Origin of the sequence: Rhizobium sp. 32-5/1 (assembly GCF_029537235.1) — a bacterium.
Classification (GTDB): Bacteria; Pseudomonadota; Alphaproteobacteria; order Rhizobiales; family Rhizobiaceae; genus Pararhizobium.
On the sequence record NZ_CP120639.1, the window covers coordinates 1,011,491 to 1,035,538 of the forward strand.

Sequence of the window (24,048 nt, forward strand, 5' to 3'; positions counted from 1 at the left end):
AGCATGGTGAGACCATACGCAATGTCCAGCGGCACGCAACATATCTATGATATAATATATCAATGCGTATCATAGATTGACAAAAATGAGACTGATAATGTCAATATAGGCCGTTACACGCGTAACCTATATGTTCTCGCGGGTATAAATTTCGAATGGCAGGACGCTGGTATAGGCGCCATCGCTTCCCTTTGCCTTGACGGAGCGAACCATGCCCGACAGGGCTTCCTCCGCCACGCGATTTAACGGGTGAGAAATGACAAATGTCATCGCTCCATCAAGAAGCGCTTGCTTCGTTATGTCCATCAGCTCGTAGCCGACCAGTATGATTTTCCCGGCGTTGCCGCTGGATCTCAGCGCGGCCAGGGCGCCGGAGATGCCGCCTCCCGCGACATACAAGCCTTGCAGGTCCGGGTGCTCCTTGAGAAGGTTCTCCGTCATTTCCTCCGCGACCGCCTTCGACTCGAAGGTGGAGCGTGGTTCGAGAATGGTAAAATCGGAGGCATATTCGCGGAAATAGGATCGAAATCCGCTTTCGTTCATCTCCTGGCATCGATATCGAGGATTCCCCATGAGAACGCCGAGTTTGCCTGGCCGCTTGCAGACGTGCTCGAACATCCAGGCGGCCGTGCGCCCGACTTTCCAGCCGTCGAGACCGATAAAGTGAACCTGCCCGGTTGGGGCGATCTGCGAAATGAGCGCAAAGACCGGCTTGCCCTGGCTCTGTAGCGTTTCCACCGCCTGGCTCACGATGGGATGAACCGCTGCAACGACGCCGATGGCGTCGCAGTTTTCGGCAAGCTCTAGCATTTTTGCTGCGGTGTTCTGGGGCGACAGGTCATCGAGAAAGTCGATACGGAGTTCGATCGCCGAATCAGAGGTTCGCTCCGCTGCGGTTCGCAATGCCTGCGCGAGGTTGAGATAAAATTGCCGGGACGGCTGGTGCAACAGGAAGCCGAAACGGTATCTTGCCCTTGCGGCAGCAATCCGACTGTCGATCGTGCCCATGCCGTAAAACCCGATCTCCTGGGCGGCCTCCTTCACACGCAGCATGGTCGATTGTTTGACGTTGCCGCTGCCGCCAATCACACGGTTCGCAGTGGCGATGGAAACGCCGGCAGCGTCAGCCAGGTCGCGTATCGTTGGGCGCGTCATTTTCGTTCCTCGTATCATTTCATATCAGATTTCACACCATTCTGATACAAAAGAAACTTTTGTATCTCTGTATATCAACAACACTTGCGTTGAGAGGCGTCAAGCCATTTACTTCCCTCATGCAAGACGGCCTCGGGATGAGCGGCCGTTTGGGAGGAAGATAGTCAGCCGCGTGGCGTGAGACGAACGGCCCCAACACCTGGGCGCCGAACGGATCGGTTTGTCTGCGGTGATGGCATCGACCTCCCTCAACAACATCAAGGCTGCTGTCGAGCAATTCATGTTGCTCGCTTGAGGATTGAACATGGACGATCTGAAGTTTGGCACACGGAACAAGCGAGGCGACTGGTCGCCCAATGGACGCATCGAGGTCGCACCCTTCTGGACATGGCCGCCGAAATTCCTGAAAGTGCTGCACTGGCTGCCGGAATACCTTTTTCCGTGGAATGCGTTCCACATGGCAACGGCGCTTGCCTATTGGTACCTTGTCGTTCCCGATGTCGAGACGATGAAGACATTGAGCTGGGGCTGGCCGCTTTATCTCTATGCGGTCAATGCGGCGGCGATCTTCGTCATGTACGGCTCGATCGAGCTTTTCTACTATGTGAAGCGCGTTCAGGGAACTCGCTTCAAATACAACGCCAAGTTTCCATCGGAGCAGCCCTCTGACGTCTTCTGGTTCAAGAGCCAGAACATCGATAACTTCATGCGGAGCTTCTTCATCTCGATCCCGCTTTGGACCGTGGTCGAAGTCTTTATGCTCTGGTGCTTCGCAAACGGCTCCGCCACCTGGGTCAACTGGGACGAGCATCCCTATTATCTGGCCCTGCTGGTCTTCATCGCACCGGTCATTCACGAGGTCCATTTCTTCCTAATCCACCGGCTGATCCACACGCCGCTGCTCTACAAGTGGATCCACTCCGTGCACCATAATTCGGTCAATCCGTCGCCCTGGTCATCGCTGTCCATGCATCCGGTGGAAGGCTTTCTCTATCACGCCGTGGCCCTGTGGCACCTCGTCATTCCCTCCAATCCGATCGTCGCGCTGTTCCAGTTGCACATCGCCGGATTTGGTGCGGTTAACGGCCATATCGGCTTCGAAAAGCTCGAGCTCACCGAGGAAACCGCCGTCGATGGCCACGCCTATGCGCACTACCTGCACCACAAATATTTCGAGGTGAACTACGGCGGCGACGGGCTGATACCGCTCGATAAGTGGTTTGGCACCTGGCACGACGGCACCAAGGAAGGTGAGGCTCAGATGCAAGCACGGTTCCAGGAAAAGAAGGCACGGCTGAACGCCAAGGCGAGTGGCACCACCACCTGACATTCGAGATCGGATCGGGTGTCGCGAGGAGGCGGTGCCCGACGGTTAAGACGATCCGCAATCGGGCGTCTGCACCGGATACCAACATTTCAAACCCGCCAAATGGCGAAAACTGGGAGGAGACTAACGTGAGACTCGTGAAGAACCTGATGAAAGCCGCGGCCGTCGTGGCACTGATCGCATCGGCCGCATCGACGGCCAATGCGGCGACAATTGCCGTCGTGGGCGGCTCGAACGATGACGCCTTCTGGAACCTGATCAAAAAGGGCATCGATGACGCCACTCCGGCCGTTGTCGCCAATGGTGGTTCGGTCAACTATCTGCGCCTGCAGAACTACGACAACTTCGCGCCGGACGTGGTGCAATTGATCCGCACCGCGATCAGCCAGAAGGTCGACGGTCTGGTCATTCCGAATTGGGTGCCAGAAGCCGAAGATCCGGCGATCAAGGACGCGATTGCGGCCGGCATCAAGGTGATCCTGATGAACGCCGGCGGTGCTGACAAAGCCCGCGAATTGGGGGCGATCAACTATGTCGGCTCTGACGAATATGTCGCTGGTCAGGCGGGCGGCGCCTATTTCGCCAGCCATGGCAAGAAGCATGTCCTTTGCGTGAACACCCTGCCGGGCGCCAACAACACTGAAGCGCGCTGTAAAGGCGTGACCGACGGCATGGTTGCCGGGGGCGGCGCTGCCGAGCAACTGCCGCTGCCCACGACCAGCTTTGGCGACCCGACCGCTGTGGCCGAAGCCATCAAGGCCACGGTGTTGAAGGACACCACGATCGACGGCGTCATCACGATCTCGGCCGGCGACGCGGATGCAGCGGCGACCGGTATCCAGCAGTCGGGCATTGCTACGGTGTCTCTGGGATCGTTCGACATGAACGCAGCGGGTCTGGCGCGTATCAAGGGCGGCACCCAGACCTTCGCGATTGACCAGCAACCGTATCTGCAAAGTTTTCTGGCGGTCAGCCTCCTGGCCTCAGCCATCGACTTTGGCACCTCGCTGCCGACTTTCCCGGTCTTGACCGGCCCGGGCATTGTCGATGCCGCCAACATCGAAGCAACTTTAGCCGGTGTTGAAAAAGGCGCTCGCTGATCGCCTTTACGCGCGGATTGGTCCGCAGTTAGGTTCTGCGGGCCGAACCCCAAACGACCGGGATCAGCTCTGGCTGATCAACACTTGAAACCCTGGGAGGGGGCATCCCATGCAAAATAGCTTTTCACCAGGCGCCATGCTGCGCCGCCCCGAGGCCGGCGCCTTTCTTGGCCTGCTAGCCGTAATGATCTTTTTCGGAATCTTTGGCGGCCTAACCTTTCTGCAACCTGCAGGCATGGCCAGTTGGATGAACGTGGCATCAAACCTTGGTGTCATCGCAATTCCCGTCGGCCTGTTGATGATTGCCGGAGAGCTGGACATTTCGGTGGGCGCGATGGTGCCCTTTGGTGCAATGACGGTGGCTATAATCTCTGGCCACTACGATCTGCCGATCTGGTTCGGCATTGCGGTTGCTCTGTCTTTCGGCGTGCTGATCGGCTTGATCAACGGCTATATGGTGATCCGCACCGCTGTCCCGTCATTGATCGTCACCCTGGGCACGCTTTTTGCTGTGCAAGGCATCGTCCTTGGCCTAACCGTTCTGATCACCAAATCCACCAGTGTTGCCCTGACCACCGAGGGAGCAGCCAAGACAATCTTCGGCGAGTTCCTCTTCAACGGCCAAGTTCAGGTGATGGTACTGTGGTGGCTTGCAATTACCGCGGCCTATATCTTCTTCGTTCACTTCTCGCGTTTCGGAAACTGGATCTTCGCGATGGGCGGTGACAAGGTTTCTGCACGTAACGCCGGTATCCCGACCGAGCGGATGACGATCCTGCTGTTTGTGCTGTCCTCGACCTCTGCTGCTTTTGTCGGCCTGTGTCAGGCGATCCTTTATAACTCGGCGCAGGTCGCAGGCGGGCAAAGCTTCATCTTCAACTCCATCATCTCGGTCGTGGTCGGCGGCGTCCTGCTGACCGGTGGTTTCGGTTCGATCGTCGGAATATTCTTCGGCACCATCACTTTCGCCATCGTCAACCAAGGCATCTACTACACCGATTTCGACCGCAACTGGTCGTCGCTGATCATCGGCATCCTATTGCTCGTGGCGGTTTTGATGAACAACACGTTCCGCAAGATGGCGCTGTCCTATTCGCCCAAGAAGACGGGGGCCAAATAATGTCACAGGCAATCCTTTCGCTGAAGAACATCAACAAAAGCTTTGGCCCGATTGACGTCTTGCACGACATCAACCTCGAAGTGCGGGCCGGGGAAGTGCTCTGTCTGCTGGGCGACAACGGTGCTGGCAAGTCCACGGTGATCCGGCTGCTCTCCGGAGTGCACAAACCCACCACGGGTGTGATGGCGATGGACGGCAAGCCAGTGTCTTTCGCCAATCCGCGCGAGGCCGCCGATCATGGCATCGCAACGGTCCACCAGTTCGGCGGAACCTTTCCACTAATGTCGGTCGGGCGGTCGTTTTTGTCGGACGAGAGCCAACGAAGTGGGTCGGGCCGTTCAAGATCTATGACCGTAAGTTGGCCAACGATACTGCCGTAAAAGCGGTACAGTCATTCGGTATGACCCGCATTGACGACGGCGACCGGCTGGTCGGCGGTCTGTCGGGTGGCGAGCGGCAAGCCCTGGCCATCGCCCGCGCTGTCCATTTCGGCGCCCGTGTATTGATCCTGGACGAGCCCACTGCAGCGCTAGGGGTTAAGCAGGCCTCGCACGTTTTGCGCATCGTCAACGAGGCCAAGCGGCGCGGGCTAGCGGTGATTTTCATCACCCACCAGGTCATGCACGCCATGGCCGTCGGCGATCATTTCGCCGTGCTGATCCGCGGCGCCATCGCGGCAGATTTCCGCAAGGGCGAAAAGAGCCGGGAAGAGATCACCGATCTGATGGCCGGCGGCGAGCAGATGGCGGAGTTGGAGGCCCAAATCGAAGGCTACATGGCTGCAGGCGAAGGTCATCCGGAGCCGGCAAAGCGCGTGCATTGATGCGGCCGCCAGACACCGCGCAAGCGATGTTCATTGCGTTCTCCCGGTCCGCACACCTCCACGTGCGGACAACTCGCGACCCGGACCCGTCATGGTCCGGGTCGTAGAACCCCAAAGCGACAATAGAAGAGAGAGTATTCATATCATGCCTCAATGGGTGGAAGCCTGTGGAACCAACGACGTTGAACAGGAAGAAGTCATCCGGTTCGACCACCAGGGTCGAACATTCTGCATTTTCCGCAGCCCGGAAGACGACTTCTACTGCACGGATGGCCTCTGCACGCATGAGAAGGTTCATCTCGCAGATGGCCTGGTGATGGATCATTCGATCGAATGCCCCAAACATAGTGGCGTCTTCGACTATCGCACAGGGGAGGCAATGCGCATGCCCGTCTGCATCAACCTGAAAACATATGTAGCCAAGGTCGAAAACGACCGCGTCTTTATCGAGATATAACATGACAACTGGAACATTCTCACTTGCTGCATGCGCCGAAATGCTCTGGCGCGGTCGCCCGATAGAGTGGCGAGCCAGCCGGCTGAAAGACCTGGGCTTCGGCGTCGGGCTCTGGAACTGGCCGGATCATGACCTGTCGAAGCTGGAGGCCACCGGCGCCACCTTCACCATCATGAACGGGTATCTGCGCGGCCGACTGACGGATGACGAAGGCGCCGCGGAGCTCTTGAAGACCGCGCGTGAAACCGCCGAGGTCGGTAAGCGGCTGGGCTTGCAGCGCCTCAACCTGCACGGAACCGGCCTCGGGGAGGGCGGTCTTCCCGTCCAGCCGATCGACGTCGTCACCGGCGCGATGTGGATGAAAGCACGCGACACACTTTGCCGGGTTGTCGACCTGGCTGACGCAGTGGATGTGACGTTCACGCTGGAGAACTTGAACCTGCCGGTCGATCATCCGGGCGTGCCGTTCGGCCGCGCGGAGGACACCCTGGCGCTCGTTTCAGCCGTGAACCATCCGCGCCTGCGGCTCAATCTCGATCTCTATCATGCACAGATCGGCGAGGGAATCTGATCGAATTGTGCCGCAAGTCGCTGCCGTGGATCGGCGAAATTCAGGTCGCCGATGTTCCAGGCAGATGCGAACCCGGAACGGGTGAGGTGAACTGGCATGGCATCGCCAAAGCATTGAAGGCCATGGGCTATTCCGGCCCGGTCGGCATGGAAGCCTTCGCCGCGGGCGACGCGGACACAGCACTTGAAGCCTTCCGCAACGCATTCACAGTTTGAAAGGGTAAGCAATGGGTCTCTACCTCACCCGTCCGACGGTCGCTGATATTCGTGCCATGAAGGCGCGCGGCCAGAAGATCTCGATGCTCTACGTCACGACGCTCGAAGAGGCTGCTGCCGCCAATGCGGCAGGTATCGATATGTTGTCGATCGAGGGCCGGTTCTTCAGTGCTGAGATGCGCGAAGCCGCTGGAAATTGCTATGTCCAGGTGGGGTTGCCCTTCGGCCCCTTCGGCAAGCTCGCCACTGCTGAAGACTATCTGCGCGAGGCCTTCCGCTTCATGGCGATCGGAGCGGACTGCATCTATTGCGCCGCCTCGCTCGATATCCAGAAGGCGCTTTGCGATAATGCCGTTCCGGTGATCGCCCATGTCGGCTTGATCCCTCGCAGGCCACCTGGACCGGTGGCTTCAAGGCGGTCGGCAAGACTGCCGAAAGCGCCAAGGCGGTCTGGGATCACGTCAAGCGGCTGGAGGCGATCGGCTGCTTCGGCGCGGAGTTGGAAGTCGTTCCGGATCGCGTCGGCGATGTGATCTCGAAGAGCACGCCGCTGATCATGCTGGGAATGGGTGCGGGGGCGGGAGCCGATGCACAATATCTCTTCGCCGAAGACGTGCTTGGCCACACGACCGGCCACAAACCGAGGCACGCAAAGACCTATCGCAACTTCGCCGCCGAATATGCGCGACTGCAGCAGGAGCGGGTGGCGGCATTCAAGGAATTCATCTCCGAAGTCGAGACGGGCGCCTATCCGGCCCCGCAGCATGCAGTTCCGATAACGGACGCCGAATTCGAGCGCTTCGCGGCCAGCATTAAAGCTTAACGTCGAGCAACATCGCGGACATCAGAAAGAACGAGCGGCCGTCGAGCCGCCCATGGAAAGGAATTGAAATGCTCAAAGTTGGCCTCCTCGGCGCCGGCCGCATCGGCAACGTTCACGCAAAGGCAATCTCCTTGCACCCCGGCAGCACGCTGGTTACGATCTCGGACGTCAATATGGATGCGGCGCGAAAGCTCGCCGGCCAATACGGGGCCGAGGCGAAGGCAACGGTCGAGATCATCAACGACCCGTCCATCGACGCCGTGCTGGTCGCAACATCCACGGATACCCATTCAGACCTGATTGAAGCAGCGACCGCCGCCGGAAAGGCCGTCCTGTGTGAAAAACCGGTCGACCTTAGCCTTGAGCGGGCACGAGCCTGCCAGGTGGCTGCGGCGAAGAACGGGCGTCCGGTCATGATCGGCTTCAACCGTCGCTTCGACCCCAATTTCGCAGCGCTCAAGGCGGCAGTCGATCGGGGCGAGATCGGCAAGACTGAGCTGTTGTCCGTGACGTCGTTTGATCCCGCGCCGCCGCCGGTTTCCTACGTCAAGGTATCCGGTGGTCTGTTCCGCGACATGATGATCCATGACTTCGACATGGCCTGCTGGCTCATGGGCGGTTTGCCGGAAACGGTGACGGCCGTCGGCAGCTCGATCGTCGATCCGGAAATCGGCGCGGCCGGCGATGTTGATACCGCCGTGGTGACGCTACATTTTGCCGACGGTCGCATTGCGGTCATCAAGAACAGCCGTCGCGCCGTCTATGGCTACGACCAGCGGGTCGAGTTGCTCGGTTCGGAGGGGCTCCTGTCGGCGGGCAATGTCCTTGAGAATACCGTCTCCAAGGCGACGAAGAGCGGTGTGACCTCGGCGAAGCCCGAGTTCTTTTTCCTGGAGCGCTACATGCGGGCCTATTCCGCGGAATGGGCAGCGTTTGTCGACGCCGTCAATTCGGGGTCGGCATTGCCCGTCACGCTTGACGATGGCGTCAACGCGCTCGCCGTCGCCGAGGCTGCGACGCGCTCGGCCAAGTCTGGTCAGACTGTCAGTTTGGCAAGCATTTAACGGGTCGGGGTTGGCTCTTTGCGGGGGCATGCCATGACGTTCAAATATGAGGGGCAGCCGCCAAAGTCCGTGGCGGAGCTGAAATCCTTGATTGCTTCCGGGAAGATTATTCTTTCCGGAAAGCTCGGCGTTATGGCGAGGGCGATGCTTGAACAGCCGGGCTGTGCCGCGTTCGACAGCGCCGGATCCATCGCGCATGGCTGTGGGGTTTCACAATCTATGGCCCTTCGGTTGACGCGCCTGCTGGGGTTTCGATCGTATCAGGATCTTCGCAGACTGTTTCTAGAAGAAGTAAAGTTACGTTTCGGGTTAGAGCCTGAGTCGATGAGTGCATGAAGATCCAGATGGGAAAGTTCGTTAAATCGTCCTATCTGATTTCTAATAAGTGATTGATATATATAAACGATTTACGAGATTTTTAATCTCCTTCTCCCACAAGCCGCTCATTGGGCCCAGCACCGTATTTTGAGTTCAGCGCAAACCAGGCGTATCCTGCATTCCCGCTGAGCCTCTGGCTGAAGCTGTCCGCCACGGCGAGCAGGAAGGAGAGTCCGAATTCGCGGCGTTGGGCGGAAGCTTCTCGATTGAGAGTGTCAACGCGCCGCTGCTGCTCGCGCTGTTGCCCGACCATATCCATATCTCCGCCTCAGCGGGGCGCGCGACGCGATTTGGCCGCCTGATCGAACTGCTGTCTGAGGAGTGCGTTGCCAACTATCCCGGCAAGGAACTGATTATCCAGCGATTGCTGGAGACGCTGCTGATGGAGGGATTACGGTGGGATATTATCGGCAACAACCCAGCTTCGGCGGGCTTGTTGAACGGTCTGCGCGATCCCGCCATTGCCCGTGTCCTGCGTGCCATACACGAAGATGTGCGAACGAGGTGGACGCTAGCCAATCTAGCGGGAATAGCGGGCATGTCGCGATCGGCCTTCGCCGTGCGATTCCATGAGATTCTTGGTTGTGCGCCCATTGAATAACTGGCGCGCTGGCGCATCGCTCTGGGCAGGGATGCACTCCTGAGCGGCGCGAAGTCACTCGACAGGATCGCGGACGAGATTGGTTATGAATCCGCCAGTGCCTTCAGTACAGCGTTTAGCAAAAGGTTCGGTTGTTCCCCAGGCAGGTTCGCCAAAGGATACGTCGCCGGTGCTAGTCCTGACCTGCTCGCCGTTTTATGACGCTATCTGCCGACGCCAGAACGTCTCGTGGTGGACCGGAGCGTTGCAGGGTGTTGCCTATCGCGAAAAGGGTGTCGCGGTCTGCAATGCTGGCTGTCGCTGTGAGTGATCGGCCAACCCACTGGAATGTTCTTCGCCACCTGGATGATGAGATCCGAAAACCTACCTCGCCTCATGTCCCGTGCAAATGCGCGCCGCTTGCGATTCGACGTCCTTTGGATCCAAAGTGGCGCTGCCGCCCTGGCGATGGATGTCATCCGAAATGATTTTCAGACACGTCTCGAAATCAGATGGGCGAAGCAGAATGGCGACCACAATACTGGCCGCTGAGAGCGCGATCACAATTGCGAGCACAGGAAGATCGCGCACTATCACCGCTCCTCAAAAATGTTCTCCGTAGGCTGCAAAGTGACGACGGATTGTGGCAACACATGGTCAGCGTGGTCAGTGCCCACGCCCGGTAACCGGTCGTATTATGAAACACTTATCCGCAGTCCAAACAAGCCAACCCAGTTCCGGCGCGACGGTTTGCCTGCGTCGGCGTTGCCAAGCGCTCGAGATTGCATTTCCTTAGCTCACGAATTCGCAGATCGGGAAGGTAACCTCCGTGTTCGAAAAATTACGGCATGGATTTCAGCAGCCCGGTGCGAGCCCAGGCGAAATTGAAGAATGTGAAACCAAGCCCCGCATCGCATTGCCCGATGACTATAAGGCGTTTCTAAGTATTTCGAATGGGTTCAACGACGAGGTCGGGCAGGGGTACCTCGTTCTTTGGAGCATTGAAGAGCTTTCATGGGCCGGTGGATATGAATTGTTCGAACTCCGGTCACATCGGTTTCTGATCGGCTCAAACGGCGGACCAACGGCCTATGGGATCATCGACGGAAACTACATTTCGTTCCCGTTCGTATTCGCCGGCCAATGGGAGGATGAGGTGAGAGTTCTTGGCAATAGTTTCGAAGCGTTTATCGCAGCGATCGACAGCGGTGAAGGTTGGTAACGGCTTCACCGGGATGGGCCGAGACGTTCTTCGTTACCCGTCTTTTGTGATCGCCCATGCGGTCTGGCCAGTGGCAAGCTACCCTCGTCGTCGAGGATGTCGAGAGCGGTATCGTGCACGTCGAGCGGATAGCCCGAAACGGTGACGAGATAACCGCCGCGGCGAATGCCCGCGGCATAGGTAGTGCGGTCGTCGTCAGCGAGGAACAGTTCGCCGAGGTAAGCCCAGGATCCTTTGCTTTTCCCATGCGAGGTAGTGGTCTCGCTTTCGTCGGCTATTATCCGTACGGCCGATCTTGGAATTCCGGCTGCGACGAGTCTTTCCATAGCGCTGTCGGCTTCCGAACGGTCATCGTAAAACGCCGTGATGGTGTTCGATCCGCCATGCGGCGACGCAGTGGTCTGTTCTGCATATGACATGGTATTTCCTCTCTATTCTTCGGTTCTCTCGATCGTCGCCGTCTGTTTTCGCAACGTGACGGGAATTGATACGTCTTCGGAGGTGGCGATTTGCCGGATGCGTATTTCCTCTACGAGGACCAGGCGCTTCTCGGCGATCAAGACCTCTTCGACGATGGGGATGATGGTGGTGTCGCCTTTGACCCCGGTAAGGGGAGCGGCGTCGATCTGACGGTCAATACGCTCCCGGGTCACTTCGACGCGTACTCCAGCAAGAGTGGCTTGCGCGAAGTCTTCGACGGATATACTGGGTGTCGCGACACGAACGCGCCCGTGACGACCTGTTCTTTATCGACGCTAAAGTGTTCCTCGACGATTTTTATCGTGTTATCGTCTTGGTCTGCCACCATCACCGCCACCAGGTCCGGAGCAGAAACACGGGGACTCGAATTATGTTCTGCGTCGGTGATAGCTAGGGTTCAGCTGTCAATGACCCGGCACGTTTGTCGCTATGACATCAAAGTATTCGCGTGCCGTCATGCGCGGCGTGGATCAGATGGATCGGATTCCAGGGCCGCAGCGACGACAGTGTACGGGTCTACATCCTCAGAAGCCGTACGATCTGGCACGCGTCGTTGAACCGATGAGAGGCTCCGCCGCCGGAATACGCGGACCGAGAGATACCGCTTTTTGGAAACGGCTTAGAGTCGCGTCGCCGACATTGCGCGAATGACGATCTCGTCCTGCTGGAAGCGTTGCTCAAGTTCGGCGCGATAGTTACTCCACCAGTCGCGGTCCAGTTCATCGGCCATCACCTCAGCCACAACTATGACATCTTGTTCAACCGTCCCGCCATCTTCCCAAAAGCCATCCGCAGGGGCGTTGCGGTACAAGGTGAGACCGCCGAAAAGGATCATCAATTCCTGGCGAACCTGATTAATGCGTTCCCGAGAATCGGCGTCGGCGGTGCTCAGAGGCAGCAATATCTGGATCAGTTGCATCGGTTCTCTTCCTGAGGATGAAACACTCCTCTCTAAAGGCAATAACCCTCGCACTTGCGACCTGTTCCTGCTCCGCTATTTCGCTCCTGTGCGGCGGTACAGTGTCCAAAGGCTATCTGAAGTGACGCGATTCATGTACAAGAATGATGTCTTGCTCGTCAGCTTCAGACAGCTATATCTGCGCCGCCGGCAATCACGGAAGGGAAATTATGTCCGCCAACGTCAGCGTGCTCCAGAGCAAGGCTCTCGATGAACGCTCCCGCGTTCTCGTCGATGCCATCACCGACTACGCGATCTATATGCTCGATATCGGCTAGCCTGTCAGCAGCTGGAACTCGGGAGCAATTCGCTTCAAAGGTTACACAGAAGCCCAAATCCTCGGCATGCCGACGGAACTGGACGTCTACAAGCCCGAGCGTTGGACGGACGACGCCCTGTTTCGTACGGAGGTGCGCGACGCTTTCCGAAAGCTTATTGCTCAAGGCTGGACGGATGCGCGACGCAAGATGCATCCTGGAAAGCGTATCTACACATTCTGGGACAATTTCCGAAATGCCAGTGGGCGCGACGCAGGCTTGAGGCTGGACCATTACTTGCTCAGTCCTGACCTTGCTGGGCGGCTGATGCAGGCTGAGGTCCACAGGCATGTGCGCGGCTGGGAGCACACCAGCGACCATGCGCCGGTGTGGATCGAGCTATCCCACAAACAGATCAAGCGGAGGAAGCGAAATGAGTAATTACTGGCGAGACGAGTTTCGCAGCGGTCTGGCGAACCTGGTCGATTGAGCGGTTGTTTCCGGAGCCAGGCAGGCCGACTTTTTCAAAGCCGCTATCGAAGAAATCGAACGTTTCGGATTACGAACGAACGGGATCCTTACCCTGCAGACGATGTGTCGGATGATGCTATCTATGAGCCGGCATGACTGGCCGAGCATGCACTAACATTAAACCCGGATCACCCCATGGGGGCAGACCAAAATGGAATCTGGATCAAATTCACACGAAAATTGATAGCCGATGACTGCCATCGGGATGGCGGCTAAGTAGCCTTGCTCCATTTTCCTCCTATTGCCTCGCGGGTCAGCGGAACTCCCTGAGCAAATTATGTGCTGCTCGTCTGAACCTGTTCGGCTATTGGGAAAGAGACCGTAAATGTCGATCCTTCTCCTCTCTTGCTTTCCACACGGACCCGGCCGCCGTGCGATTCCACGATGTGCTTGACAAGATTGAGGCCTATGCCAGTGCCTGCGATCCCTGTAGACGTCCGCGCCCGAAAATAGCGCTCAAACATCTTCGGCAAATCGTCGGCATCGATACCAACCCCGTGATCTTGCACGGACACCCGCACCATGTCTCCTTCACACCAGCCCTTCACAATGACGTTTTGGGAATTGGGGGAATATTTTATTGCGTTCGAAAGCAGGTTCGTAAACACTTGATCGAGAGCTGACCTGTCTGCCACGATGGTGTCCGGCAAGGAGACCATGTCGGAAACAATTCTATGGCGGGTGGAGAGGTCTTGCTGGCGCTGACAGCAAGCGGATAACAATTGGCGAAGCGAGAATCTTTCGGGCGGGTTCCTAACATTGCCCGCGTCCAGTGCGTCGAACGACAGGATGCTCTCCATCAGTTCAACAATCCGACCAACGGCTTGACGAATCTGCTGAGATTTCTCCCCAACGAAATTCGTGGAGAGTTCTTCCTTTCGTCGCAGTAGCCGTTGGGCGGCTCCGTCGATTATTGCTAAAGGTGTGCGGAACTCGTGGCTAGCCATGGCAACGAACTGCCTCTGCAGTTCATTTGCATGCCGCTCCTGTTCCAAAGCAGATTTCAGTTGGCGTGAGCTCTCTTCAAGTTCATGCGCTCTTTTTCGCAGTTCTTCTGCGTTTCTTCGGGCCGTAATTTCCCTGGCCACACCTATCAGGCCAACAATATCGCCGTTGGCGTTGCGCAGTGGGATCTTACTGGAGGAAAACCATTTTTCCTGTCCAGTTGCATCGACGATGGCTTCTTCTGTGTCCAGCATAGGTGCGCCTGAGCGAAGAATTTCAATTCTCTGGCATGGAATTGCACTGCCCTTTCCGCGGTATGCACATCGAAATCTGTCAACCCGATCATGTCGGCTGATTTCATTCGGCCGCTGTCCATAGCAAGAGCGAGATTGGCCACGACAAAACGACTTTGGGTATCTTTGACCCACAGATAGTCAGGTAGCTGGTCAATGAGGGCCTGAAGGGAAACAAGTTCATAGTTGACCTGGGATTGCTCGGAAACTTCGCTTATGACCCGATGTCGGGTAACCCAACCGCCATCGATAACAAGATGGTGGTTGATCTGAACTGTTTTGCCGTTCGAGAGTGCCAATCTCACGCTCTCCGGGATATGTTCATGGATAGGAAAGCGCGAGGGGGCGAGGCATTTGAGAGCCTCGATCTTGCTTTTGCAAGCTGAGGCCAACATTGCTACCAGCTCCTGTAAGGAGAATTCCGTGAGTTCCTCGTTGCGGCCGATCCCATAAATGGTCGAAAAGGCGGGGTTTGCATAGGTGAGCCTTCCCAAGCGATCGAATGTCGTGATGCCCGTCGCATCTAAGCTAAGAGCATATTCCAGATATCTCAGCCTCTCTTCCAACCTTTCCACGGGCAGACCTTTGACAGAGTGGGACTGGGAAGCGGGCAGTCGATCGGCCGATTTGATAGTTTCTGGCATCTTTCCTCTGCTTGGCGTTGAAAACGATGAGATTTGCAAGCTGCAAGCGCGTCCGCACAACTATAGTGGATCATTGTTAAATTTTAGCAGAGGCGCGTGGGTGAAGGTGGTAGTAGAACTCTGATGCGGAGCGACCGAGGATTGAGATTTTGCCACGCGGCATCGATACTTGGTTCACCCTGAATATACGCGCGACCATCTGACGGCGGTCGTTCCGCCGGTGTCCAGAATGAACCTCGCCAACTGCACGCGAGACAATGTCCGGCAAGCGCTTGCGCAACAAGCCATTTTGTCCCCAGCCGTTCTAGCGATCACAATCTGTAACCAATCCATCAACGAGAACATCAATCAACGGAGATCCGAGGGCAGGTTAGCCCAGACGCGACATTTAATCATGCAGCCAAGCAAATTGTCTGCGCCATGCGCTTCATATGGCTTGTTCGAGCTTGCAACACTCCCTGGTTTGCTGGTCCAACGAAAACACGCAAGCGGTTGCGATGGCGGGTACAAAGTGAAGTCCGTCTTGTTGTACCGGGCTGCGGCCCAGCCCCTCGCTTCAAAAAGCCCGCCCCATCTTCCTGTCACTTTCCAGCCGCGTGACACAGCCCTGGATCTTTGCCATCAGCAGATCGAAATCGACCGGCTTGGTAAGGTAGTCGGCTGCGCCAGCTTTAAGCGCTAAGACCGTGTTTTCCTTGTCGCTCAATGCGGTCAGAAAGATAAAAGGAATGTTGGCAAGTTGTTCATGGTTCATCTGAATTTCGGCGAACAGCTGATGGCCACTCATCTCGGGCATGGTGATATCGCAGATGACGATGTCCGGCCACTTTCTGATGATCAGTTCAAGTGCCTGCCGTCCATTGGAGGCTTCGAGCGTCGCGAACCCAGCGTCTCTGATCTCTTCGACCAGAAGGGTGCGGATATCGTCCTCGTCTTCGACGCAAAGGATAGTAATCATTGGTTTAACCTGCCTTTACTTCGCCGCATCCAGTGGCAATGAGCATTGGATTGGTGACGGGCAGGGTTACGGTGAAGGTGGACCCTTCGCCCTGCTGGCTTTCGAGTCTAATATTCCCGCCATGTGCTTCAACGATCTGTTTCACGAGATTGAGGCCGATACCGGTCCCGGCAATTCCCGTCGAGCTTCTCGCCCGGAAGTAGCGCTGGAACATCTTCGGCAGATCGTCGGTATCGATGCCAACCCCTGTATCCGCAACACTGACACATGCGCTTCCGCCTTGAGAATACCCCGTAATATAAATGTCTGGCGAAACAGGTGCGTATTTCACGGCGTTTGAAACGAGATTTGTAAATACCTGTTCCATAGCCGCGGTGTCAGCAACGACAACGGGCGGGAGATTGCTAAGTTCCAAGTGGAAGCGATGAGTAGAGGCTATGGACTGCTGCCGTACAACACACCGCTCGACAACCTCTCTCAAGGAACACGGACGAAATTCGTATGTCATGTTTCCGTGCTCGATGCGGCCCGCTGACAGGAAGCTCTCCATCAGGTCAACCATTCGCGAAACGGCCCCGCGGATTAATCCGACCTTCTCATCAACGAACCCACTCGCGATGTCTTCCTTTCGCCGCTGCAGCCGCTGAGCTGCACCGTCAATGATGGCGAGCGGCGTTCTGAACTCATGAGACGTCATCGTGACGAACTGCCGTTGTAGCTCATTGATATGGCGTTCCTGGTCGAGTAGTCTCCTTAACTCCTCAGCCTGCCGCTCGATTTCTTCGGTTCGAAGCAAGACCAGTTCCTCAAGCGTTTCCCTGTGCCTGAGGAGTGCCTGCTCCGCCCGTCTGTTTACGCTGACGTCGAGGTATGTCAGGACGCTCCCACCCCCGGGCTTCGGGGCAGATCGCATCTCGATGATGAGACCCGTGCCGACCTCCCGATCGAACCGGTGCTCTTCGAAGCGCCTGACGTGGCTGAGACGCTCGCGCACTTTTTCTTCGGGATCGCCGGGGCCGTATTCACCGCGCTGGGCATTGTATCGGAACACCTCTTCGAGGTTGGAGCCCACCGGAAACATATCTTCGGACAGATCAAGCAGCTCATAAAATCTTCGGTTGGTCACGAGCATGGTCAGATCGTTGTCAAGCACGCAGATACCGCCTGGGAAACTGTCAATCGTGGCATGCAACAGGCCACGCACAACTTCCCTGTCGTCAATGGACTTTGCCTTGGTTCGATTCGACATCAATTTTCCTACATCGGCAGTCGGCTAAAGCGCCTATTCTGTGAATTTTCGCCGGTCATCGTTGTATTCGTCAAACGTTATAGGTGTATTAAAATCCGATAGCAGCTTTAGGGAGGCGCCGCATCCGCCAGTCGCGAAGCGAAAAATTTGTGGCTTCGATGGCGCATGTTTGGACATGAAGGGGCAGGTCAGGGCCCGCTACAAACATTTTTGCACTTTTCTACGGTCTCATAACGACAAGTCGGATTTCTTTTGAATTGTCGCTTTCACATCGTATTCGGAATGCGATTTCAGATCTGTCCCTAGGCCGGATCTGGCATGGCGATATCCCTAAAAATCAAGACTGCTGGGACATGCTTTTGTTCCGGCGATATCTGTTTTGGCGAAGCACTGCCCAACTAGCTGTAATAGTTGCGCCTTAATTCAGAATCGTCGCCTGTTGAAGCGGCTCTTGCGTTGGATTATTCCAGCACACTCGGTTTCGGCCTGCGGATTTGGCGTCGTACAGCGCACTATCCGCGTTGGAATAAGCGGTGTCGAAGGAAGGATCCGCCGCTGCTTGCAATGTCACGCCTATCGAGGCCGTTATACGAAACGTTCCTGCCGCGGAGAGAACCGGCCGCTGCTCAATCTCGCGCCTGATGCGTTCGCACACGTTGAACACGGCGTCGGGAACCATGACAGGAAACAGGATCATGAATTCTTCGCCGCCGACGCGCGCAAAGATAATGTCTTGGGACGGTTCGCCAGCAAGGGTCTCGTTAACGGTTTGCGTCAGTGTTTTTAAGGCGGCGTCGCCAGCGGAATGCCCATAGGTGTCGTTCACAAGCTTGAAGTGATCGACATCGAGAATTGCCACGGCGATGCCGCGATGCAAGGCTTTCTCGTTGTCGAACAAGGAACGACCAATCGTGAACGCATGGCGACGATTGAACGCTCCGGTCAGTTCGTCGGTCACGGCAAGACGATGCAACCGGTCCTGGATCGCCATCAGATCGGTGATATCCTGCAACAGCAGTTGCACGACAGGATTTCCCTCCCAAGGCAAAGCGCCCGCGATCAGCTTGATTGTTCGGACGTCGCCGGTTGCGGGCCTCAGCTCTGCCTCCGTCGGCTTTGCGCCGATCAGGCCATCGAACGCATCTTCCATCTGCTGTGCGGCCTCATCGGCATGGGTAGTCAGAAAATCGAGAAAATGTTTGCCTACGATTTCATCCTGCGGCACCTGAAGCAGGCGCGCGGCCTCCTGATTTCCAAAAATGATCCCCTGCCTTGTATGAATGAGCAAGCCCATCGGCATGAGGTCGAGCATCACGCCCATCCGCGCCTGTGTATCGACAAGTGTTTGCTTCGTGATCTCCGCGGCTTGGCCGGCTTCGTGATCGTCGTCCAGGAACATTATCAGTCTTTCGCGTGAATGCTTTTGGAAGGAGTGAAACGCGGGCAGGTCGGACTGCCCCGTCGCATGCATCAAAATTCTTCCCAAGAGCCATTGGCCACGGCAGCGTTGCCATGGAAGGCACTTGATACCTTGGCGAGCATGCCCCGGGCTGGCGATTCGAACGGTCGCGATGCGGCGGACGCGGCGGCGGGTTGCGGTTTCGACGAAGCTCGACCGTTTCCGATGTTGAACTGGCCTACCAGACGGAACAGCGCATCACTTTCTTTCGCCAGGCTATGGGCCGCTGCGGTTGCTTCTTCGACCATAGCGGCATTCTGCTGCGTACCCTGATCCATTGTGTTGACCGCTGTGTTGATTTCCTTCAGGCCGATTGCTTGCTCTCGGGCGGATTCCACGATAGCCGCAACGTTGATGTTGACTTGCTGAACCTGAGAGACGATCAATCCGAGAGCGGTACCCGTTTCGCCCACTAACGAAACACCACTTTTCACATGACTGTTCGATGATGTGATCAAGCCTTTAATTTCCTTGGCTGCCTTGGCTGAGCGCTGGGCAAGCTCCCGCACCTCCTGTGCCACGACGGCAAAGCCCTTTCCTGCCTCGCCGGCACGTGCGGCTTCCACGCCGGCATTCAGAGCCAGAAGATTGGTCTGGAAGGCGATCTCGTCGATCACACCGATTATGTTGGAGATTTCCGCGGACGATGAATCGATCCTCCCCATGGCATCGACGGCACCACGCACGATCGTACCGGAATGCTCCGCATTCTCCCTCGTCTGCCGAACGAGCGATCCTGCTTCATCGGCACGTTTGCTGGAATCAGCAACCGTGGTCGTGATCTGCTCCAGAGCTGCCGCAGTTTGCTCAACCGAGGCAGCCTGGTGTTCTGTTCTCTTGGCGAGATCGTCTGACGCCGTGCGGATCTGTTGCGCACCGGCCGCGATTGCGCCGGCATTTTCCGCCACCGCCTGCATGGCCGCGCGCAGTTTTTCCGCAGCTCCATTAAAGTCGGTTCTGAGCCTCTCAAGCGTCGGAATGAACGGGGTATCGATATGCTGGGTCAGGTCACCGCCCGAGAGGGCCTGGAGAGCGTCCGCAAGTTGATCGACGTTGCTGACGCGGCCGGTAACGTCGGTGGCAAACTTGACAACCTTGAACACTTTTCCATTCATATCGAAGATTGGATTGTAGGAGGCCTGGATATGGACCCGTTTGCCACCTTTTCCTATGCGGAGAAATTCGTCGGCGACGAACTCGCCCTCCGCGAGACGCCTCCAGAAGTGTCGATAGTCATCGCTGTTTGCATAGCCGGCTTCGCAAAACATTGAATGATGCCGGCCCTGAATTTCGGCAAGCTGATAGCCAAGCGTCGAGAGGAAGTTTTGGTTCGCCGTCAGAATCTCACCGCTTGGAGTAAATTCGATGACTGCCTGGGCGCGGGAAAGGGCATCCAGCTTGCCGGCATCTTCCGCGGTCTTCAGCTTTTGTGCTGTGATATCGGTTGCGAACTTGACGACTTTGAAGGGCTTGCCACCACTGAACACCGGATTGTAGGAGGCCTCGATCCAAATTTCCTTGCCACCCTTACCGATCCGCTTGTATTGGCGCCGATCGAACTCGCCTCGCGCCAGTCTCGCCCAGAACTCGCGATAATCCGCGGACGACGCTTCTGCCGGATCGACGAACATCCGGTGGTGCTGACCGATGATCTCCGATGCATCATAACCGAGCGCCGCGCAAAAATTGGCATTCGCCTTGAGGATCTTGCCCGTCAAGTCGAACTCGATGATCGCCTGCGATCTGCTCATCGCGGACAGAATGGCCTTGGCACCAGATCCAAATCCTAAGTTCATCATTGCTGTCTTCTCCTACACGGACACCAGGGGTTAACAACCCCTCAATTCTGGGGGATCCTTTGAATCGAATATAAGGGTATTTGCTAAAGTATCTGTTAACCTGATCAACACGTGACGCTGCGATTGCATGCACTTTTGTTGATGTAAAAATGCTAACTAAAACAATAAGTTGATCAGGATTCGTTCTGAAGAAATGTTCAAGTGATAACAACCTCCAAACCACGAAATGGGCGTGCAATAGAATCTACGAAGAAGAAAACTGAAAAAATCATTTAGCAATTGTTAACCTTCACCTTGATGGCCACGACCAACGAGAAATGGCTTGAATTGAACCGGTTTCAATTGCATGATGCAATGCAACCGTTTGCTGGAGGAGCATTCGGCATGCGGCATTAGCTGCAGCATCCTAGAGCATAGTGCCAAGTGGGGTTTGTGAATGAAACTGGACGCGCAGGTGGATCTGATCGGAGACATCGCCGCCGGCTTCAACACCCACTACGAAATCTTCAAATACATAAAGGGATTGGTTCATGAACTAGGGATGCATGCATTCCTAGTTCTGACGTTGCCCACGGTCGATACCCTCGAGATCGGCGCAACGAAGATCATCACGAATTGGCCGGCGGAAATGGTCGATTATTATGATGCGAACAACTTGCTGATCGACAGCCCGGTCATCCGGCGGCTGCTTCAATCCACGCGCCCATTCAACTACGACGTCGAGGCCATCAATGAGAACCGCGATGGAAGCAAGAAATCCGCTGTAATTGGCCTGTTTCAGAAATATGCAATTGGGAAGGGTGCCTATTTCCCCGTGCATGATGCCGCGGGCGGACGTGGCGCCATGTCGATTTCAGGCGAACGGAATTTCAGCCAGGGCGAAATGGCGAAACTTCTTTTATTGCCACGCATGTCTACGACCGTCTCTCTCAACTGACGTTGAAAGAAAAACACCGCCCGGTCGAGTTCACCCAGAGCGAACTCGATTGCCTTAGGCTCACAGCCGGCGGCAAGAAGAGTAGTGAAATTGCCAAAATTCTCGATCTGTCCGAGCACGTGGTCAGCAATCAACTCAACACGGCCGTCAAGAAATTGGGGTGTTCGACGAGAACGCAAGCCGTCGTCAATGCGTTGCGCCTCAATCTTATCCGGGCATAAACGAGCTTCTGTCAATTGAATCGCCGAGAGAACAGTGCGCGGTCAGGTCTGCGGTGGCCGTTGTCGGATGGGCTTTGCAGTCAATCCCGGCCAGGATTTCCATCGGCTGTGTTGGCCGAAATCCAGGGCTAGAAGTTCCTCCCTGCCGAATTGTGCATAGGATTCCGCAACATCTTAGAAAGGGACGACACGACGCGCCAAAGTGGCGAGGGAAACAATGTGGGCGCGATCTGAAAATATCCGCCTTTCCACATTGCATGTAATTCTGGCACATAATAGGAGCATTATTAACAGGTGTCTATTTTAGTTAATACTGTTTTTACACGAAAGCGGCATGATCTGTTTTCTCAACTTTTCCCGGATGTCGAACTGGATGGTGCAGATGAAGCCGCTTGACCAACAGCATGAAGCACAAGGCGCAACTCAAGGGATAGGCACGGGGATCATTGTTCCTTTTCCCGTCGTAAACAAGCGCACCGCTATCACGGCACTCTGCCGTTCCGAATCCAACCCTCCAGGCGTCGATCAAGATGAGCCGTGGATAGTGCAGACGCGCGACGCGCTTCGTCAGGTCTTCGAGGAACTGGAAGCTGTTCAAAGGGAGGTGGCACTCGTCATCGCATCGCGATAGCCCAATGAACTGGGGGAGCCAGTGTCGCACCCATTGCTCGCGCGGCGGTTGCGAAGGAAAATTAAGCTGGTGCGTCAAGCAAGCGGGAGGGAGCCGTGGAGACTACGATCGCAAATGAAGATCAGGCCCTTGGCGGTTCCAGCGGCGGCCTGAGCACCAAAATCCATATGGCGGTACGTGGTCTTCGATGCCGCATGCGCTTCATTCTCACCGTCGGCCAAGGGCGACGCACCGCAGGCCGATGCCCTGATCGAAGATCTACCAGCCGACGTCGTCATGGCCGATACCGCTTATGACAGTGACCGGCTACGCAAGACTGTCGCCGACAAAGGCGCAAGCCGTCATCCCCAATGACCCCTCTCGTGCAAAGGAGTATCCGCTTACAAGAAACTCTATGCGCAGCGTTATCTGATCAAGGGCTGCTTCTCCAAACTCAAACGATTCCGGCGCATCGCCACCCGATCCGAGAACACGGCACGAACGCCCCTAGACCTTGCCTCCTACAACGAGGCCATTGCGCTTGAGCGAATTGATTGCCTCGCGCACATCGTTGAGCGGCCGATTGGGGGCGAAACGACTACCGGGCAAACACCTGTTTGCCGGTAGCGAAGGCTGCGGCAACAGATGGGCAACAATCGTCCTTATTGCAGATAGCAAAAATGAACGATGTCGATCCGCTTGCCTGGCTTACATAGACGTTAACACGCATGGCCAACCACCGGTCCGATATCAGAGGCTCTAATGCCCTGGAACTTCACGCAGGCGTGGTTTGACTACAGCTTACAACCTGCTCACCATAGGTACCCGCGATTAAGGTCAGCTAGGTCAAAAAATCGGTCGTTAACCTGCTGTTAAGGAATGATCCGAAAAGTGACGTTAACGAACATTCTGGAATCGAACATGCCCGTTAGTCCGTTTTCAATCCTCGACCCGAATGCGCTTGATGAGTATGTGGATCTCCGTTCTGTCCCCAAGCACCGGCATTTTGGCAGGAATGAGATCGTCGATCGGCTCCGAATGGCGGTTCCCTTCGACTATATTGCAGTCAGCGGCCTCGACGTCGATCATTATAGGTTCGGTGACGGACTTTCCATCGATACTGACATGCCGCCCGCATTCTTGGAGGCTTATGATGCCGACGGGCTCGTGAAAGTGGACCCATTCATATTGGCGGCGAGATCGTCTATGGCGATCGTTGTCGAAAGCGAGGTCTATGCAGCGCACGAGCCGCCGCAACGATTGGTCTATCTGCAGCGCACGTTCGCGGTCCATAACCGCACTTTGATACCGATGACGCGAAACGAAGTCGTCTACGGCGCGATCTGCTTCACGCGGTCAAGTCCGTTCACGGAATCCGAGATGACCTTTCTGTCGCTTGTCTCGGAATCGATCCACACGGCCGTTACGAAACCTTTGATGGACCGCTTCGCAGCTCACCAGCTCCGGCTGTCGAAGGGCGAGATCGCCTGCCTGACACAGGCCAGCTTTGGTCTCACCAGTCATGGAATTGCAGTCGCCACAGGATATCAAAATGATACCGTAAACAGCTACATCAAATCGGCCGTCAAAAAGATTGGTGCAACGAACCGCACCCAGGCCATAGCCGAGGCCATCCGCAGACGATTGATTGTATAGTGTTCAACTGGACGGTTGCAGATAGAAGGCGCGCCGTTTTTTTCAACAAGATCGGCGCAAAGAGGAGCTTCACAATATTGCGCTGGTCCGGTATTCCAAAAGTGCCCCTTACCTCTATGGTAGGGAGCTTGCGCATAGGTGATTGGTAAGGAAGCGATCAACCGTTTCTTATCGCAAATCCAATTGTCCCTTCATCGCGATAAAAGCTTTGTGGGT

At 56.1% G+C, this 24,048-nt stretch carries 20 protein-coding genes and 7 pseudogenes; 16 read left to right on the plus strand and 11 right to left on the minus strand.

Annotated features, from left to right (window positions below):
* Positions 1–126 precede the first annotated feature (126 nt).
* Entirely contained in the window at positions 127–1,155 is a 1,029-nt protein-coding gene (locus P6U16_RS26590) for a LacI family DNA-binding transcriptional regulator (protein WP_277704347.1), read from the minus strand.
* Between the two features lie 304 nt (positions 1,156–1,459).
* Between P6U16_RS26590 and P6U16_RS26595 the strand changes: the two genes are divergently transcribed.
* The 10 genes and pseudogenes from P6U16_RS26595 to P6U16_RS26640 all read left to right on the plus strand — a co-directional run.
* On the plus strand, positions 1,460–2,482 hold the full coding sequence (locus P6U16_RS26595; protein WP_277704348.1) for a sterol desaturase family protein: 1,023 nt from the start codon (positions 1,460–1,462) through the stop codon (positions 2,480–2,482).
* A 149-nt stretch (positions 2,483–2,631) separates the two neighbouring features.
* Positions 2,632–3,582 carry a substrate-binding domain-containing protein gene (locus P6U16_RS26600; protein WP_277704839.1) on the plus strand — a complete coding sequence of 317 codons (951 nt, stop codon included), beginning with the start codon at positions 2,632–2,634 and terminating at the stop codon, positions 3,580–3,582.
* Positions 3,583–3,691: 109 nt separating this feature from the next.
* Positions 3,692–4,702: an ABC transporter permease gene (locus tag P6U16_RS26605; protein WP_277704349.1), complete on the plus strand. Its 1,011-nt coding sequence runs from the start codon at positions 3,692–3,694 to the stop codon at positions 4,700–4,702.
* Positions 4,702–5,525 (plus strand): annotated as a pseudogene (locus tag P6U16_RS26610) (ATP-binding cassette domain-containing protein). Before P6U16_RS26605 ends, P6U16_RS26610 begins: the two are co-directional and overlap by 1 nt.
* Positions 5,526–5,670: 145 nt before the next feature.
* Positions 5,671–5,982, plus strand: coding sequence for a MocE family 2Fe-2S type ferredoxin (locus tag P6U16_RS26615; protein WP_277704350.1), 312 nt, complete (start codon positions 5,671–5,673; stop codon positions 5,980–5,982).
* Between the two features lies 1 nt (position 5,983).
* Positions 5,984–6,768: pseudogene (locus tag P6U16_RS26620) on the plus strand (TIM barrel protein).
* A gap of 11 nt (positions 6,769–6,779) precedes the next feature.
* Positions 6,780–7,591, plus strand: a pseudogene (locus tag P6U16_RS26625) (3-methyl-2-oxobutanoate hydroxymethyltransferase).
* A gap of 68 nt (positions 7,592–7,659) precedes the next feature.
* Complete coding sequence (gene iolG, locus P6U16_RS26630; RefSeq protein ID WP_277704351.1) at positions 7,660–8,655, plus strand: inositol 2-dehydrogenase; 996 nt, start codon at positions 7,660–7,662, stop codon at positions 8,653–8,655.
* A gap of 33 nt (positions 8,656–8,688) precedes the next feature.
* On the plus strand, positions 8,689–8,991 hold the full coding sequence (locus P6U16_RS26635) for a hypothetical protein (RefSeq protein ID WP_277704352.1): 303 nt from the start codon (positions 8,689–8,691) through the stop codon (positions 8,989–8,991).
* Positions 8,992–9,097: 106 nt separating this feature from the next.
* Positions 9,098–9,835: pseudogene (locus P6U16_RS26640) on the plus strand (AraC family transcriptional regulator); the annotation flags it as partial.
* 162 nt (positions 9,836–9,997) lie between these two features.
* On the opposite strand, the gene P6U16_RS26645 reads toward P6U16_RS26640, so the two are convergent.
* The gene (locus P6U16_RS26645; protein WP_277704353.1) at positions 9,998–10,204 is read right to left on the minus strand and encodes a hypothetical protein; all 207 of its coding nucleotides are present in this window, start codon (positions 10,202–10,204) and stop codon (positions 9,998–10,000) included.
* A gap of 238 nt (positions 10,205–10,442) precedes the next feature.
* Here P6U16_RS26645 and P6U16_RS26650 point away from each other — a divergent pair, with 238 nt between their 5' ends.
* Positions 10,443–10,835 carry an SMI1/KNR4 family protein gene (locus P6U16_RS26650; RefSeq protein ID WP_277704354.1) on the plus strand — a complete coding sequence of 131 codons (393 nt, stop codon included), beginning with the start codon at positions 10,443–10,445 and terminating at the stop codon, positions 10,833–10,835.
* A gap of 5 nt (positions 10,836–10,840) precedes the next feature.
* Here the strand turns inward: P6U16_RS26650 and P6U16_RS26655 are convergent, their stop codons facing one another.
* From P6U16_RS26655 to P6U16_RS26665, 3 genes are all read right to left on the minus strand, one after another.
* On the minus strand, positions 10,841–11,254 hold the full coding sequence (locus P6U16_RS26655) for a hypothetical protein (RefSeq protein ID WP_277704355.1): 414 nt from the start codon (positions 11,252–11,254) through the stop codon (positions 10,841–10,843).
* 12 nt (positions 11,255–11,266) lie between these two features.
* Entirely contained in the window at positions 11,267–11,539 is a 273-nt protein-coding gene (locus P6U16_RS26660) for a DUF2382 domain-containing protein (RefSeq protein ID WP_277704840.1), read from the minus strand.
* A gap of 395 nt (positions 11,540–11,934) precedes the next feature.
* On the minus strand, positions 11,935–12,234 hold the full coding sequence (locus tag P6U16_RS26665; protein ID WP_277704356.1) for a hypothetical protein: 300 nt from the start codon (positions 12,232–12,234) through the stop codon (positions 11,935–11,937).
* A gap of 383 nt (positions 12,235–12,617) precedes the next feature.
* On the opposite strand from P6U16_RS26665, the pseudogene P6U16_RS26670 reads away from it, so the two are divergent.
* Positions 12,618–12,971: pseudogene (locus tag P6U16_RS26670) on the plus strand (exodeoxyribonuclease III); the annotation flags it as partial.
* Between the two features lie 365 nt (positions 12,972–13,336).
* Here the strand turns inward: P6U16_RS26670 and P6U16_RS26675 are convergent.
* From P6U16_RS26675 to P6U16_RS26700, 6 genes are all read right to left on the minus strand, one after another.
* The gene (locus P6U16_RS26675; protein WP_277704357.1) at positions 13,337–14,260 is read right to left on the minus strand and encodes a HAMP domain-containing sensor histidine kinase; all 924 of its coding nucleotides are present in this window, start codon (positions 14,258–14,260) and stop codon (positions 13,337–13,339) included.
* On the minus strand, positions 14,155–14,943 hold the full coding sequence (locus tag P6U16_RS26680; RefSeq protein WP_277704358.1) for a PAS-domain containing protein: 789 nt from the start codon (positions 14,941–14,943) through the stop codon (positions 14,155–14,157). The genes P6U16_RS26675 and P6U16_RS26680 overlap by 106 nt, the downstream gene beginning before the upstream one ends.
* 556 nt (positions 14,944–15,499) lie before the next feature.
* Positions 15,500–15,901 carry a response regulator gene (locus P6U16_RS26685; protein WP_277704359.1) on the minus strand — a complete coding sequence of 134 codons (402 nt, stop codon included), beginning with the start codon at positions 15,899–15,901 and terminating at the stop codon, positions 15,500–15,502.
* A 4-nt stretch (positions 15,902–15,905) separates the two neighbouring features.
* A complete protein-coding gene (locus P6U16_RS26690; RefSeq protein WP_277704360.1) occupies positions 15,906–17,150 on the minus strand; it encodes a PAS-domain containing protein in 1,245 nt (414 codons plus the stop codon).
* Between the two features lie 418 nt (positions 17,151–17,568).
* Positions 17,569–18,549 (minus strand): sensor domain-containing diguanylate cyclase, encoded by a 981-nt coding sequence (locus tag P6U16_RS26695; RefSeq protein WP_277704361.1) that lies wholly within the window; start codon positions 18,547–18,549, stop codon positions 17,569–17,571.
* A 71-nt stretch (positions 18,550–18,620) separates the two neighbouring features.
* A complete protein-coding gene (locus tag P6U16_RS26700; RefSeq protein ID WP_277704362.1) occupies positions 18,621–20,408 on the minus strand; it encodes a methyl-accepting chemotaxis protein in 1,788 nt (595 codons plus the stop codon).
* 436 nt (positions 20,409–20,844) lie between these two features.
* Here P6U16_RS26700 and P6U16_RS26705 point away from each other — a divergent pair.
* The 4 genes and pseudogenes from P6U16_RS26705 to P6U16_RS26720 all read left to right on the plus strand — a co-directional run bounded on the left by P6U16_RS26705 (position 20,845) and on the right by P6U16_RS26720 (position 23,832).
* Positions 20,845–21,566, plus strand: a pseudogene (locus tag P6U16_RS26705) (LuxR family transcriptional regulator).
* 334 nt (positions 21,567–21,900) lie between these two features.
* A complete protein-coding gene (locus P6U16_RS26710; RefSeq protein WP_277704363.1) occupies positions 21,901–22,197 on the plus strand; it encodes a hypothetical protein in 297 nt (98 codons plus the stop codon).
* A gap of 50 nt (positions 22,198–22,247) precedes the next feature.
* A pseudogene (locus P6U16_RS26715) lies at positions 22,248–22,674 on the plus strand (transposase); the annotation flags it as partial.
* A 423-nt stretch (positions 22,675–23,097) separates the two neighbouring features.
* Positions 23,098–23,832, plus strand: coding sequence for an autoinducer binding domain-containing protein (locus P6U16_RS26720; protein WP_277704364.1), 735 nt, complete (start codon positions 23,098–23,100; stop codon positions 23,830–23,832).
* The last annotated feature ends 216 nt before the right edge of the window (positions 23,833–24,048 follow it).

What these genes read in the sequence shown, in the direction of transcription:
- P6U16_RS26590 (WP_277704347.1), bottom strand. Translation starts at nt 1,155, where the DNA reads ATGACGCGCCCAACGATACGCGACCTGGCTGACGCTGCCGGCGTTTCC.
- P6U16_RS26595 (WP_277704348.1), top strand. Translation starts at nt 1,460, where the DNA reads ATGGACGATCTGAAGTTTGGCACACGGAACAAGCGAGGCGACTGGTCG.
- P6U16_RS26600 (WP_277704839.1), top strand. Translation starts at nt 2,632, where the DNA reads ATGAAAGCCGCGGCCGTCGTGGCACTGATCGCATCGGCCGCATCGACG.
- P6U16_RS26605 (WP_277704349.1), top strand. Translation starts at nt 3,692, where the DNA reads ATGCAAAATAGCTTTTCACCAGGCGCCATGCTGCGCCGCCCCGAGGCC.
- P6U16_RS26615 (WP_277704350.1), top strand. Translation starts at nt 5,671, where the DNA reads ATGCCTCAATGGGTGGAAGCCTGTGGAACCAACGACGTTGAACAGGAA.
- iolG (WP_277704351.1), top strand. Translation starts at nt 7,660, where the DNA reads ATGCTCAAAGTTGGCCTCCTCGGCGCCGGCCGCATCGGCAACGTTCAC.
- P6U16_RS26635 (WP_277704352.1), top strand. Translation starts at nt 8,689, where the DNA reads ATGACGTTCAAATATGAGGGGCAGCCGCCAAAGTCCGTGGCGGAGCTG.
- P6U16_RS26655 (WP_277704355.1), bottom strand. Translation starts at nt 11,254, where the DNA reads ATGTCATATGCAGAACAGACCACTGCGTCGCCGCATGGCGGATCGAAC.
- P6U16_RS26665 (WP_277704356.1), bottom strand. Translation starts at nt 12,234, where the DNA reads ATGCAACTGATCCAGATATTGCTGCCTCTGAGCACCGCCGACGCCGAT.
- P6U16_RS26675 (WP_277704357.1), bottom strand. Translation starts at nt 14,260, where the DNA reads ATGCTGGACACAGAAGAAGCCATCGTCGATGCAACTGGACAGGAAAAA.
- P6U16_RS26680 (WP_277704358.1), bottom strand. Translation starts at nt 14,943, where the DNA reads ATGCCAGAAACTATCAAATCGGCCGATCGACTGCCCGCTTCCCAGTCC.
- P6U16_RS26685 (WP_277704359.1), bottom strand. Translation starts at nt 15,901, where the DNA reads ATGATTACTATCCTTTGCGTCGAAGACGAGGACGATATCCGCACCCTT.
- P6U16_RS26690 (WP_277704360.1), bottom strand. Translation starts at nt 17,150, where the DNA reads ATGTCGAATCGAACCAAGGCAAAGTCCATTGACGACAGGGAAGTTGTG.
- P6U16_RS26695 (WP_277704361.1), bottom strand. Translation starts at nt 18,549, where the DNA reads ATGTTCCTGGACGACGATCACGAAGCCGGCCAAGCCGCGGAGATCACG.
- P6U16_RS26700 (WP_277704362.1), bottom strand. Translation starts at nt 20,408, where the DNA reads ATGATGAACTTAGGATTTGGATCTGGTGCCAAGGCCATTCTGTCCGCG.
- P6U16_RS26710 (WP_277704363.1), top strand. Translation starts at nt 21,901, where the DNA reads ATGATCTGTTTTCTCAACTTTTCCCGGATGTCGAACTGGATGGTGCAG.
- P6U16_RS26720 (WP_277704364.1), top strand. Translation starts at nt 23,098, where the DNA reads ATGCCCGTTAGTCCGTTTTCAATCCTCGACCCGAATGCGCTTGATGAG.